Annotated in this window: 11 protein-coding genes and 3 tRNA genes; all 14 read right to left on the reverse strand. The window is 29.7% G+C overall.

Annotated elements, in window-relative coordinates; genetic code table 11:
- Positions 1 to 77: transfer RNA gene (locus tag ACQY5W_RS12165), tRNA-Gly, on the reverse strand.
- Between the two features lie 7 nt (positions 78 to 84).
- A tRNA-Leu gene (locus ACQY5W_RS12170) sits at positions 85 to 171 on the reverse strand.
- Positions 172 to 185: 14 nt separating this feature from the next.
- Positions 186 to 260, reverse strand: a tRNA-Gln gene (locus tag ACQY5W_RS12175).
- A gap of 95 nt (positions 261 to 355) precedes the next feature.
- Positions 356 to 2371: a dynamin family protein gene (locus ACQY5W_RS12180; protein ID WP_428025244.1), complete on the reverse strand. Its 2016-nt coding sequence runs from the start codon at positions 2369 to 2371 to the stop codon at positions 356 to 358.
- Entirely contained in the window at positions 2368 to 4704 is a 2337-nt protein-coding gene (locus ACQY5W_RS12185) for a dynamin family protein (protein ID WP_428025245.1), read from the reverse strand. Before ACQY5W_RS12185 ends, ACQY5W_RS12180 begins: the two co-directional genes overlap by 4 nt.
- A gap of 137 nt (positions 4705 to 4841) precedes the next feature.
- A complete protein-coding gene (locus ACQY5W_RS12190) occupies positions 4842 to 5573 on the reverse strand; it encodes a fumarate reductase iron-sulfur subunit (protein WP_428025246.1) in 732 nt (243 codons plus the stop codon).
- Positions 5573 to 7558: a fumarate reductase flavoprotein subunit gene (locus ACQY5W_RS12195; protein WP_428025247.1), complete on the reverse strand. Its 1986-nt coding sequence runs from the start codon at positions 7556 to 7558 to the stop codon at positions 5573 to 5575. Before ACQY5W_RS12195 ends, ACQY5W_RS12190 begins: the two co-directional genes overlap by 1 nt.
- Positions 7558 to 8343, reverse strand: a complete 786-nt coding sequence (locus ACQY5W_RS12200; RefSeq protein WP_428025248.1) for a fumarate reductase cytochrome b subunit — start codon at positions 8341 to 8343, stop codon at positions 7558 to 7560. Before ACQY5W_RS12200 ends, ACQY5W_RS12195 begins: the two co-directional genes overlap by 1 nt.
- A 239-nt stretch (positions 8344 to 8582) precedes the next feature.
- Positions 8583 to 10085 (reverse strand): NADH-quinone oxidoreductase subunit N, encoded by a 1503-nt coding sequence (locus tag ACQY5W_RS12205; RefSeq protein ID WP_428025249.1) that lies wholly within the window; start codon positions 10083 to 10085, stop codon positions 8583 to 8585.
- On the reverse strand, positions 10085 to 11566 hold the full coding sequence (locus ACQY5W_RS12210) for a complex I subunit 4 family protein (RefSeq protein ID WP_428025250.1): 1482 nt from the start codon (positions 11564 to 11566) through the stop codon (positions 10085 to 10087). The genes ACQY5W_RS12205 and ACQY5W_RS12210 overlap by 1 nt, the downstream gene beginning before the upstream one ends.
- Position 11567: 1 nt before the next feature.
- Entirely contained in the window at positions 11568 to 13457 is a 1890-nt protein-coding gene (nuoL, locus tag ACQY5W_RS12215; RefSeq protein WP_428025251.1) for an NADH-quinone oxidoreductase subunit L, read from the reverse strand.
- Entirely contained in the window at positions 13457 to 13768 is a 312-nt protein-coding gene (gene nuoK / locus ACQY5W_RS12220) for an NADH-quinone oxidoreductase subunit NuoK (protein WP_428025252.1), read from the reverse strand. Before nuoK ends, nuoL begins: the two co-directional genes overlap by 1 nt.
- A complete protein-coding gene (locus tag ACQY5W_RS12225; protein ID WP_428025253.1) occupies positions 13765 to 14280 on the reverse strand; it encodes an NADH-quinone oxidoreductase subunit J family protein in 516 nt (171 codons plus the stop codon). The genes nuoK and ACQY5W_RS12225 overlap by 4 nt, the downstream gene beginning before the upstream one ends.
- Positions 14273 to 14785, reverse strand: a complete 513-nt coding sequence (locus tag ACQY5W_RS12230; RefSeq protein WP_428025254.1) for a NuoI/complex I 23 kDa subunit family protein — start codon at positions 14783 to 14785, stop codon at positions 14273 to 14275. Before ACQY5W_RS12230 ends, ACQY5W_RS12225 begins: the two co-directional genes overlap by 8 nt.
- Position 14786 lies beyond the last annotated feature (1 nt).

Consider the following 14786-nt stretch of genomic DNA (forward strand, 5'->3'; position numbering starts at 1 on the left):
TGGAGCGGGAGACGAGACTCGAACTCGCGACAATCTGCTTGGAAGGCAGAAGCTCTAGCCAACTGAGCTACTCCCGCTCTTTTATGGTGCGAATGGTGAGAATCGAACTCACACTCCGAAACCGGAATGGGATTTTAAGTCCCACGCGTCTACCTATTCCGCCACACTCGCACATAAAACCAAAATGGATGGGGTAGCAGGATTCGAACCTGCGAATACTGGTACCAAAAACCAGTGCCTTACCGCTTGGCGATACCCCAATCAAAATGGACTGAAATAATATTAAAAAAAATAAATATTGTCAATAGTATTTCGCTTAAATTTAACTAAATTTACAAATTTATGAGAATATTTATTAAATTTCCTCTTTTATTTTTTTCAAATCTTCTATTTTTGCTATGTATTCACCTTTTTTTGATTCAACAAAATTTATTCTATCTTTATTAATTTCTAAATATTGTTCTTTTGAGTATTTTATGATTTTAAATAAATAGTTTCTTTTGGAAGTTAAAAAGTCCTCAATTTTTTCAAATCCAAAATTTGCTTTTAACTTTGTAAGTATTTCATCTTCTCTTGGGTGATAAACTGAAAATTTTGTTGGCTCTTTTTCATACAAAATTACTGATTCTGCTATTTGCTGTTCAAAGTGAGCAATAGTAGCTTGTGTAGTTTGAATGTAACTGTAAGATAATGCTCCATTAAAATATGCAAATTTCTTTCTCAATGCTGAAATATTTTCTAAAATTGCCCTATGATATGAAATCAATACATTTTCATAAACCTTCGCAGCAAAGTGTCTTGTTGTTGAAAACTCTGCATCAGAAGCGACATCTCTATTCTTTTTGATTAATTCAAATGGCTCTTGCCATCTATTTACATTATTTTTTAGGATTCTATAGACATCTCTAAATGATTCATCTGCATTTAATTCTACTTGTTTTAAGTCTTTAATAGATTTTTTAAACATTTTATCAATAGTTTGGTCATCATAAAATAGATTTTTATATACATTATCACTATCTATCCAATAGGTATTATATTCGATTTTTGCATAGTTTTCTTTATTTAAAAAACCAGTTTTATTTTCATATCTATTTGCTTTTACGGTTTTAATATTTTTAAAAGTTTCATGGGCCATTTTTTCCATAATAGCTTCTAGTGAGTTATAAATTGAAAATAACTCTTTAGAGTATTTTTTATGGATACCATCAAGTGCTTCTAATATTTCTGATTCTGAATTACTTAGTATTTCAATTAAATTATCATAAACACCAAGGATATTTTGATATTCAGTTGCCAAAATATCACATATACCTTTTAAGTCTCTTTTTATGGCAAACTCTTTTGACTCCAAGGCTTGAGGTCTAATTGTATTTTCAATAAAATCAATTACTAATTGAATATTTGATTCTTCTAAAAGCTTCGTATTATCTTTAGAATCTTCTTTTTTTATTTTCTCAATTTTTTCTTTATAATTTTTAAATTTAGTTTCAAAGAAGTCTAATGATTGAACTTCATTCTCTTTTAAATCATTTTTAAATTCTGAAATAAATTTATCATATTCATCATGTATTAATACATCTTTATGATGTGCTCTTGATTCAAGTGCCATTTTTGCTGAGATTGGAGTTACTTGTGCAAAATATTTTGAGAATTTTTCTTTTACATAATTTGTAGTTGTTTCTATTTGCTCTGGTGTAAATTTATCCTTTTGATTAAGTACACAAAGAGATTTATTTTTAAATTGTTCCATATACTCTTCAAGAACTTCTGCTTCTGATTGTTTTCCTGCATTATCAATAAGTGTTAGCCAAATAATACCACCAACATCTCTTAGTACTTTTCTTGTAGTATCTGTATCACTTTGACTTTGTGAGTTTAATCCTGGTGTATCAACAAAAGAGATATCTTTTAAGATATCCATTGGAGCATAAAGTGTAAGATATTTAATATCTTTCATATCATTTTTTCGTTGATCAGTAAAATCTGATATTGCTTCTATTGGAGCATACTCTTGTGCACCTGAGTAGTATGTAATTTTAAGTTTATACTCTTCACCATAATTTAGGAAATTAACTTTTGAAGTTACAGGTGTAATTCCTGTTGGTAAAATATTTTTAGAAAGTAGGGCATTTAAAAAAGTTGATTTACCAGAAGAAAATTGTCCTGTGATTGCAACTTCCATAGGATATCTAGCACGTCTTAATTGTTTATCAAGGATTGATTTTAATTGAAAAGATGGCAAGAACTTATCATCTAAAAGTTTTGCTCTTACTTTTTTTATATCTCCTACTAATCCAGTTTCAAAAACTTCTTCTTTTTCAAAAAACTTATCTGCATACTCTTTAACAAAACTATTTAAGATACTCATGATTTAAGCTCCTTATTGATTGCTTCAAGCTTTTTAATTTTTTTATGAATTTCTATTGTTAACTCATCTTTTTTTGAATCATTTTCTTCAAATGAAGAGATTCTTTCTTGTAAAGCTTTTTCATCTTTTAAAAGTTTTTTCTCAAAAACTTTTAGAGGTTCTGAAATTTGTTCAAAGAAGTTATCTATCAAAATTTTTGAAATATTTTCTGCTTTTTCTTTGATGTTTTTTTCAATAGGTTCAAACTCTTCTTTTATATAAGTTTCAATATTTCTATCTAGTTCAGCTAATTTGTTATCTTTACTAATTGAAACTTCATTTACAATTTTATTTATTAGTATTTCATTTGAAGAGGTTAAAAATCCTGTTTTAAAGTCATTTTGGAAAAAACCTCTTGCATCAAAGTTTTCGTTTTTATGACCAATTGTAAATCCCATTTCTTGATATTTTTGTTCAAAAACTTCACCGATACTTTGAGATTTTTTAATAAATTTATATCTATAATCTCTAATAACATCAACAATTCCATCTTTTATTGCTGTTTCTACAATTGCTTTAATTCTTTTTGATTCTGGTCTTTTTTTAGTTTTCTCAAATGAGTATTTTACATCTGAAAATACCCTTTGTTTGATAATCCCTTGTAAATCTAAAAGTTCATTTTCTAAAAATGTTTCAAGTGTTAGTATATATCCTTTTGCATCATTTTTATATACTACAATATCTTCGTTCATAGCTTCAAAGATTGATTCATTTGTGGATTTTTTCTTAGCAAACTCTTTTAAGTCAGCTTCTAATTCTTCTTTTGATTTACTAAGTAGTATTAATTCATAGTTAAAAGATTTTAACTCTTTTTCTATAGTTTTTCTAAGTTGTGTCTTTACACCTTTTATAATTAAGTCTGTTTTTGAAGAGTTTTTACCAAATAGTGTTTCTGTTAAATAATCTTCGATTTCTAATATACCAGTATCTTCAACTTTAAATCCAGCTTTTAATGCCTCTTCTTCTCTTCCTGTTCTATGTAATAAAGCCATTTTTCCAGAGATTGGGATAAATTTGATATTTCTTAAAATATAATCTAATTGGCTATCTTTATTTTGAGATTTTAATTGTGCTTCTATTGAAGTTTTTGTATAGTTTATTACTTCTTCTAATTGTTCTTTTGTTACTGTATCAGCTCTTGTTATTACTATTAAAAGCTTAGTTACATTTTGATAAAGTAGGGCATCAATAATAAATTCAACATCTTTTAGTGTTGCACTTTGTGATACATTCATCAAATGTAGCATTAAATCACATTGATTTAAATACTCCTTAGTTATCTCTTCCCTTTGAATAACGGGGTCATCAAGTCCAGGTGTATCAACTATTTCAATTCCATCTTCAAGAAATTTTAAATTTGATTTTAACTCTACATATTTTACTAAATTACATTTTTTGCCACTTGCTTCAGCTGATGTATAAGCTGCAAGATTTTTAATGTCAACATTTTCACTATAAGAGTCATCTAAAATATATTTATCTAAATCATCACCAAAAACTTTTTTAGTCTCTTTTATAAATTCTTTTATAGAGTCTAACTGGTTTCCTGCTTGTTCAATTCTATTCCACTCTTGTTTATTCCAATAAAATACTTTTGCTTCAGGTTTTCCATGTTTTACAATTGTTAAATTTGCTGTTTCAGGAACAACTGCACTTCCAAGTATCTCTTCCCCCATTAAAGCATTTAACATTGTAGATTTACCAGCATTCATGACACCTGTAATTCCAATAGAGAATTTTTGGTTTTCAAGGTATTCTTTTGTATTTGTTAACTCATCTTTAAACTCTTCTGATTTAAAGATTTCTTGTAATTCACTAATTAAATTTTCAAAATCAACTTTTAATTCTTTAAATGATTTGGATTCATCAATTTCTATTTTTTCTTCTTTAGACTCTTCATCACAAAGTCCGAGTTCGTTTGGATCAAATAAAGATACAAGTTTATTGAAGTTTGAAGTTTCTAAAATATTTTCATTTTTTAGATATTCTAAACTTTCATGTAGTTTTTCAATTTGACAATTTTTAGTGTCATTTTCTATTGAATCAATTAAACAATATTGAAGTTGATGTAAATCATCTAAGCTTTTAACTTCTTTATTTGTAATGTGAGTGATTAATTTTTTAAAGCTATCTAATGAAATATATCTTTCATAATCTTTTCTTGTAGGTGCTAAAACTAAAGCAGCTACTTCAAAAAATTCATCTCTGTTTTTATAGTGTTCCGTTCCAAAAGTAATCTTTTGTTCAATATGTTTACCGTGATAAAGTAAAAAATAGTCATTGACAAGTGACATAGAATCTCCTAATAGGCTAAAGAATAAATTAAAATAATAAATTAGTTTTAATATCCCTAAAATACAAAAAGTTAATCACCCAATGGGTAATTAACTTTTTATACTTTAATTATACAAGAGAAAAATCTCTTGTATAATTATCTTAGGGCTACTAATTTTCTTCTTAAGTAAGCAATTTTATTTTGTAGTGGTAAGTGTTTTGGACAGTGGTCTTCACATGCCATTAAAGACATACAACCAAAAATTCCATCATCATCTCCAACTAATTCATAGAAATCATCAGCAGTTCTGTTATCGTGTGGGTCAACTTCAAATCTTGCAATTCTGTTTAATCCAACAGGTCCTACGAAATTTGGTCTCATAAGCATTGTTCCACAAGAAGCAACACAAATACCACATTCGATACATCTATCTAATTCAAATGTTTCATTTGCAACATCTGGGTCAACTCTTTCTTCGATTTTAGTGATATCTGGTTTATGGTTTGTATGAATCCATGATTCAACTCTTTTAGACATACTATCCATCCATTTTCCAGTATTTACAGATAAATCTTTGATTAATTCAAATGCTGGCATAGGAAGTAACGTAATATTTCCATCTGGATAGTTAGCAATTAATGTTCTACAAGCAAGTCCTGGTTTTCCATTAACAACCATTCCACAAGATCCACAAATACCAGCTCTACATACGAAGTCAAAAGATAAATCTGGGTCAATAGTTTCTCTAATTTTCATTAATGCAATGAAAAGTGTCATACCTGGAGTCTCTTCTAACTTATATTCAACGTAGTGAGGTTTTGAAACCGCACTTCTTGGGTTGAATTTAAGTACTTTAATAGTAATTTCTCTACCTTTTTGTGTACTCATTACTTATCTCCTGCTCTTTCATTTTTCTCTTTATAGTTCATAGGTAAATCAAATGGCATAAGTGCATGTTGTATCTCATGTCTATCTTTACCTTCTGCTTGCATTTTTTCAGTTGTTTCATCAACTTCAGCTTGTCTTTTTGCAGATAATTCATTCTCTATAATCATACCCTTCGCACCATAACCTCTAAATGCTGGAGGCATTTCCATTTTCATAATATCTAATGGCTCATATGTAATTTCAGGCTCAATAGCATCTTTTGATGGCCATGAAGTTAATGTTCTATTTAACCAGTTTGCATCATCTCTTTTTAAATAATCTTCTCTATAGTGTGCACCTCTTGATTCAGTTCTATCTCTAGCACCTTTAGCAACACATAATGCAACTTTTAACATTCTTGGAACTCTATATGCTTCTTCAAGTTCTGGATTTCCAACTCTTTCTTTAGATTTAACGTTGATTTGTTTAGTTTTTTGTAATAACTCTTTTAACTCTTCAACAGCTTCTTCTAAGTGTGGTCCATCTCTAAAGATTCCAACTTTTTCATCCATAAGATTTTGCATTCTATTTTTAATTTTAAAAATATCTTCTGTTCCATTGTATGATAAAATTTCATCAATATAAGAATCTTGCTCATCAAGGAATTTTTGAACTGTTTTAGTTGGAATAGTAACATCATTTTCTAAACAATAATCAGCAAAATAGTTACCAATAATCATACCTGCAACAACTGTTTCAGAAACAGAGTTTCCTCCAAGTCTGTTGAATCCGTGCATATCCCAACAAGCAGCTTCACCACAAGCAAAAAGTCCTGCTAGATTTTGAGATTCACCAGTTGGTTTTGTTCTAATACCACCCATTGAGTAGTGTTGCATTGGAAGAACTGGAGCCCAACCTTTTGGACCTTCATCAGCTGGATCAATACCATTAAAGATTTGACAAATTTCTTGCACATCTCTTAGGTTTCTTTCGATGTGCTCTCTACCTAAAATAGAGATATCTAACCATACGTGATAACCATAAGGAGAAGGTACACCTTTACCATTTCTAATATGTTCAATCATTCTTCTTGAAACAACGTCTCTAGAAGCTAGTTCTTTTTTCTCTGGCTCATAATCTGGCATAAATCTGTGACCGTCAACATCTCTTAAGATTCCACCATCACCACGACATCCTTCAGTTAATAAAATCCCTGATGGTACGATTGGAGTTGGGTGAAATTGAACAGCTTCCATATTTCCTAAAGTTGCAATTCCAGTTTCAAGAGCAATAGCTGCACCAATACCTTCACAAATTACAGCATTTGTAGTTTGTTTAAATACTCTTCCATATCCACCAGTTGCTATACATGTTCCTTTTGCAACGTAAGCTTCTAATTCACCAGTAATTAAATCTCTTACAACTGCTCCATAACATCTTCCGTTTTCATGAATAATTGATAATGCTTCTTTTCTATCTCTAATATCAACATCATGTTTTAAAGCTTCATTTGCAACACCAAATAACATTGTATGTCCTGTTGCATCTGCTGTATAACATGTTCTCCATTTTTTAGTTCCACCAAAGTCTCTTGATGTAATTAAACCATGTCTATCTTCATCTTCTGTAATAGTTGTTTTTTTAGCGTTTATAACTGCTTCTCTAGTACCTGCTTTTACTCTAGACCAAGGCACACCCCAACCAGCTAATTCTCTAATAGCTTTTGGTGCAGTATGTACGAACATTCTTGCAACCTCTTGGTCACATCCCCAATCACTTCCTTTTACAGTATCAGCAAAGTGTAAATCCTCATTATCCCCATCAGACATTTTTGAGTTACCTAATGATGCTTGCATTCCACCTTGTGCAGCAGCACTATGAGATCTTTTAACAGGAACAAGTGATAAAACTACTGTACTTAAACCTTTTTTCTGTGCAGCAACTGCAGCTCTAAGACCTGCTAATCCACCACCAATAACTAATGCATCACAATAATTAATTTTCATTATGCAACTCTCCCATCATTTATTTTATATTCCATTACTTTTGCAGTTGGTGTATATCTTTCACCTACTTTGTCAGCATGTTCCATACCGATTTTCATATATGCTGCTAGTGTAGCGAAACCTAAAATTAAAAAGAAATAAGTTAAAGCTTTTTTGTAAGTTTTTAATTTTTTTCTTGTAGCTTTTGGATCATTACCATCAAACCATCCCCATTTAACAGCTAATCTATATAAACCAATTGTTCCATGGAATTCAACAGCTAATAATAAAAGAATATATAATGGCCACATCCATTCAGACCATACCCTATCGGCACTTGCATATGGACCAATTGTATCTGAGTGAGTCATAATAATATAAATATGAACTGAACCTAAGAAGAACATCGCAAAACCTGTAAATGCCTGAATAAACCATAATTTTGTATCTTCATGCCCCATGTTATTTGCATGTGCTTTCATTACTTGATATTGTTTAAAGTTTCCAGGTAGCTTTCTCATACCCATTGCTGCATGTGTTATAAAAATAACAAAAATAACAAATGCTAAGATTGATACTAATACTGGATTTCCACCTTCAAAAATAAAACTAGCTTCAAAGAATTTTGTAACAGCGTACATAAAATCTTTGCTAATTAAAATTGAAGATACCATAAACATATGTCCCCACATAAAAAGACCTAAAAACAAACCAGTTGCACTTTGAATATAATCAAGTTTAGCTGGTACTCTACTCTTCTTTCTCTCTACAGTCTTACCTAAATAACCTTCTATTAGGTCACTCATTTGACATCCTTTCTGTTTGATTTATTGGTTTAATATTTATTTGCTAAATATTTCTTGAAAACATCGTAATATTATATCTTAGATAATCTTGAATTATATTTTAGAATATTTTATAATATGATTCATAATTATAAATTATAATTTTTATAAATAAAAAAAGGCCGATAAAATCGACCTTTTTAAAAATTAAATGAAAAAAGATAATTTTTACTGAATAAGTGACAAATTATCTTAAATGTTTACTTTAGAAACAAAGATTCAATTGCAAGTTTTGAAACTTCTATAATTGCATCAATATTTGGTGCTGGAATAAAGAATACAACCGCAGAACCAATACCACCCCACACAACCAAAGCAGCTAAAAATGCAACAACATATGTTGAAATTCTTTTATCATTAAAGCCTTCAATTGCACAAGTTGCATTTGAAGGATAAAAGTACATCATTGCTATTAATCTAAAGTAATAATAAACTGAAATAATTGTTGCAATAATCGCAATAATTGTTAATATTGCATATCCAGCATTGATAGCTTCAGTGAATACATAAAATTTACCAATAAATCCTATTGTTGAAGGAATACCAGCTAAAGAAAATAGGAAAATTGTCATAGCAGCTGCTAAAAATGGTCTTTCATGTGCTAAACCTTTAAAATCTTCATATGTAACTCTTACTTTTGTTTCAGAGATAATATGAGAAATTAATCCAAATGCTCCAATAGCAGTTACAAGGTATGAAATTAAATAGAACATAATTGCATATGCACTATCAACATTTTGTCCTAAAGATATAAATGCTAACAAAATATAACCTGTATGAACAATTGATGATGCAGCAAGCATTCTTTTGATGATTTTTTGAGTAATAGCAATCCATGTTCCATATGCTAGTGTAAAGATAATTAGAACATATAAAATTGGATCCCAAAAATTTTGTACAGTTGAGAATGTTTGTAAAAATGCTCTTAAAAATAGTGAAAAAATTGCTACTTTAAATGTTGATGCCATATATGCAGTAACTAGCATTGGTGCACCTCTATATACATCTAAAACCCAAGATTGGAATGGGAAAGCAGCGATTTTAAATAGGAACGTAAATATTAATAGAGTAATACCAATATAAATTAGATTTAAATCACTTCCACTATGTGTTGTAATATAAGTTGCAATATCATTTAAGTTTGTAGTTCCACTTACACCATAAATTAATACAGCACCCAATAAATAGAAAGCACCTATAAATGAACCTAAAACTAAATATTTAAAAATAGCTTCAACTCTTTTCCCATCTTCACTATGAAAACCAACTAAGATATAAACAGAGAACGATGCAATTTCTAATGAGATATACGCAGTAATAAGTTCATTTGAATTTGCAATTAACATCATACCAAATAGTGCAAACATTAAAACACTGAAAAACTCACCTTTAAAATATGAGTGCTCATAGAAATAGTGTTCACCAATTAAAACTATTAACAATGTACCAAATATTAATAATACACCAAAGAAGTTTGCATATGTATCAAATACTAAAGCATTATTAAATAAATCATTATAAGGCTTAGTTGAATATAAATCACCAAAATCTGAAATAGCAAAGCCAAGTGCAATTACCAAAAATATAGATGTAGTAGTAATGAAATGTTTAATTGCAAACTTATCATACATACTCATTAACATTAATACAAGAGCACCCACAAGTACAGTTATATGTGGTACTAGATATAAGAATTCAGTCATTATTTCATCGCTCCAATTTTTAATATATCATTTAAGAAGTGAGTTACAGTTGGCTCAAACTTATCAATGAATGGTTCTGGGTAAACACCCATTAAAAATACTAAGATAACCCATGGTGCTAAACCTATGATTTCTTTAATTTTTAAATCTCTCATAGTTCTTTGTTCACCTTCTCTATCTTGCAATATTGCTCTTTGAAACATCCATAACATATAAGATGCACCAATGATTACTGTAAGTGCTGAAATATAACCTAGTGTATGATTAAATTCATAGATTCCAAAAATAATTAATAATTCAGATACGAATCCATTTGTACCTGGTAAACCAACATTTGCAAATAACATAACTGCAAATACAAAAGTAAATATTGGAGCAACTTTTGCTATACCACCTAAGTCACTAATAGTTTTGAATTTTGACTCATCATGTAAAACACCAACAAGTAAGAATAAAGCACCTGTTGCAATTGCGTGAGCAATGATTAAATATAATGCACCATTGATACCATAAGCATTTAATGAAAATATACCAGCGGCAATAAAACTTAAGTGAGATGCAGATGAGTATGCAAACATTCTTTTTATATCATTTTGCATTAAGGCTGCTATTCCAAAATAGATTAGACCAAATAATCCTATAAATACAAACCAAGTTGAGTATTCAATATAAATCTCTGGGAAAATTGGAATCATAAATCTAACGATTGCATAAACTCCAAGTTTTGCCATGATTGATGATAATAAGAAAACTGCACCAGTAGGAGCATTTTTATATGTTTCCATAATCCATGTATGTAATGGGAAAATTGGAATCTTGATACCAAAAGCTATAACAAATGATAAGAATAAATATACTTGTTCGTTATACGATAAAGTAGTTATTTTTGTAAAATCTGTATATTGGAAGGACCAGAAACCAAACTCATTAAAAAATGTCACACCTAAGTATAAAATACCTAAAAACATCAATAGTGAACCAGCCATAGTATAAATAGTTACTTTAATAGTTGTAAATACTTTATCTCCAAATCCATTAATACCAATCATTAAGAATACTGGTAATAACATAACTTCCCAAAAGAAGTAGAAAAGAATTACATCTAAAGATAATAATGCACCTGTAACACCTGTTTGTACAAGAAGCATATTAATCCAGTAACCTTTTGTTCTTCCTTCCCATAATAATAAATAAGAAGTAGGAATTAAAATAGCAATAAGCATCAAAATAGTTAAAGAAAAACCATCAACTCCAATATAGTAATTAATACCATATGTTTCAATCCAAGGAACGTTAGTAACGAACTGCATACCTGCACTAGGGTCAAAATTAATATAGATTTTTAATACTAGTGCTAAAATAACAGTAGTAGTTAAAAATGCTATATTTCTAACTGATTCGACATTTGATGATGTAATCATCAAACCAAAAGCAACAATTGCTGGTAAAAATATTATAAATGATAAACTTTCTGCACTCATACTACAATCCTAACGAAATAAATAAATAAATGAAGATTGCACTCATACCAACAAGCATGAATAGACCATAAAATCTTACATTTGCATTTTGAAGTCTTCCAACTACTTTTCCAAAATTAATAAATTGGTTACAACTTCCCATGATGAAGCTATCAATGATTTTTTCATCTACAACTTTATCAATAAAAGTTGATAGTTTTTTAGCAGTTTGAACAAAAACTTTGTCATATAATTCATCAACATAGAATTTATTAGCAATAAGTCCTTCTTCACTTTCTGGTTTAGAAACATCAAAATGAGCATATTTATTATATGCAGCTCCAATTCCAGATGCAGCAATAATAACTGATAACGCCATTAATACATATTCAGTTGAATGACTCATATGTAACTCTTTAGAGTCAAGTTGTGCAAGCCAAGTATCTACCATATGGTGACCACCTAAAGCTTCTGGTAAGTTTAAAAAACCAGCAGCAATTGCCCCAACTGATAAAATTAGTAGTGGTAATGTAATTGTTTTTGATGTATAAACGTATTCTGTACCAATATGGTTATTTGGTGCAACAAAAAGAATAAAATACATTCTAAACATATAAAATGCTGTTAAAAATGCTGTAAACATTCCAATTCCCCAAATTACATATTGACCTTCATGAAAAGCTGCTCCTAAAATAGCATCTTTAGAAAAGAATCCAGAAAATGGAGGAATACCAGAAATCGCAATTACACCAACTAGCATACAAAATCCAATAATTGGCGTGCTAACTCTGTGTTGAGCCATTTTGAAGATATTTTGCTCATGGTGTTGCGCCATAATCATACCACCTGCTGCCATGAACAACATTGCTTTGAAGAACGCATGTGTAAATACGTGGAATAGTCCAGTTGAATAAAAACCTAAACCAACACCTATGAACATATATCCTAATTGTGACATTGTTGAATATGCAAGAATCTTTTTGATATCTTGTTGTTGTGTTGCAATAACTGCTGCAAGTAGTGCTGAAAATGCACCAATATAAGCAATAAATGTACCAATTTCTTCAATTCCAGCATATAGGAAATGAAATCTTGCTACCATATAAACCCCAGCTGTTACCATTGTTGCTGCGTGAATAAGTGCAGAAATTGGTGTTGGTCCCGCCATCGCATCTGGAAGCCATGTATATAAAGGAATTTGTGCTGATTTACCCATAGCTCCAACAAATAGTAAGAAACCAGAAAGAATAAGTAATTCTGTTGATGCGTTACCTAAGTTAGCTTCAATTGATTCAAATGATAAATTTCCTTGACCAATTGCAAAAAATAGTGTAATAACACCTAAGATAAATCCAAAATCTCCAACTCTGTTTACTATAAATGCTTTATTTGCTGCAAGTACATTTTCTTTGTTACCATAGTAAAATTTAATTAGTAGGTATGAACAAACTCCAACACCTTCCCATCCAATAAATAATATAATTGGATTATCAGCTAAAACTAGGATTAACATTGATGCTAAGAATAGATTAAAGTATGCAAAGAACTTACCAAATCCTTTATCTTTGTGCATATATCCAACTGCATAAATATGAATTAAAGAACCAACAAAAGTAACAAACATAGCCATAAAAATAGATAGGTTATCACCTAATAATTTCATTTCAATTGTTAGTTGGTCAACTTCTAACCAAGTAAAAATAGTTTGATGAAAAACTGTACCATTTTTAACCATATCTAAAAATATAGTTAGAGTAAAGATAAAACCAATAATTGGTGCTACTGTACCTATTATTGAAAATAATCTTTGAGGTAAAGCTCTTTTTTTAATATTATAAAAATAAAAACCACCGTTTAATATTGCACCAAATAATGGAGCTAATATTATCCATACTAGTAAATTTGTATGCATTATTTTTCTCCTTGTTTAAGTGCAGTAAATAAATCAGTATCTAATGATTTTTTACTTCTAAATAAAAGTATTATTACTGATAAGAAAATTGCAGCTTCTGCTGCAGCAATTGCAATAACCATTACTGTAATTACTTGTGGATCCATATTGAAATGGTATCTTGCAAAAGTAACTAAGAAAAGGTTTATTCCATTTAACATTAATTCAATTGACATATAAATTACAAAAATATTTCTTCTTGAAACTACTCCAATTGCACCAATTGAAAAAAGCATCATTGAAACAAATGCATATGATGTTAGTGATATCATGATTGAGTTCCTCTAGATTTTTTTCTTTTAGCTAAAACAACAGCACCAACTAATGCAACTAAAAGTAATATTGATATTAATTCAAAAGAGATTAACCAATTTTGGTATAAAAGCATACCTAGTTCTTTTATTCCACCAAAGTTATTTTCAATAATGCTCATATCTTTTTCTGGCAATGCAGAAACAGCTTTTAAAATAACAATATTTAAAGGTAACATTACAATTGCACCAATAATAATATTTCTAACTTTTTTAGGCTCTTGTGGCATATCATGTTCATCAATGTTTAAGAACATTAATATAAATAATAGAAGAGTCATTATTGCACCTGCATAAACTATTATTTGAACCATGAAAAGGAAAGTTGCACTTAATAATGCAAATAGACCAGATACTGCTAAGATTGAGATTAATAATCCAAGTGCTGCATACATAGGTTGTTTATGAGTAAGCATAGTGATTCCACCAGCTATTGCCATAAAACTTAAGCCAATAAATAATATATCAATCATTTGATAAATCCTTTGCTCTTTCGTTATTCATTAGGTATTTTTTATCAACTAAAAATTCTTCTCTTGAACTTCCTGTAAAACTAAAAATTCCTGTATCCATTCTAATTGCATCACATGGACAAGCTTCAACGCAATATCCACAATATACACACTCTAAAAGATCGATTTTAAACTCTTTTGGTCTTTTTTCAGCTTTACCATCAAATCTCTCTTCAGCTTCAATAAAAATACATTGTGCAGGACATGCCGTTGCACACATATAACAAGCAACACATTTTTCAGATTCATCTTCCCACTTAGTAAGTCTATGAACTCCTCTATATCTGTCATTTGTAGCAACATCAGTTGGACCAACTTCTGGATATTGCATTGTTTTTAAGTTTGAAACATCTTTTAGGTTTTTTGTAAAGTGACCCATAGTTGTTTTCATACCGCCTAAAATAGCTGGTATGAAAAGTTTGTCTTTAAGAGTTTGACCTTGTCTTTTTATTATTTTAATACCCATT

Source organism: Arcobacter sp. (assembly GCF_050300555.1).
Classification (GTDB): Bacteria; Campylobacterota; Campylobacteria; order Campylobacterales; family Arcobacteraceae; genus Arcobacter.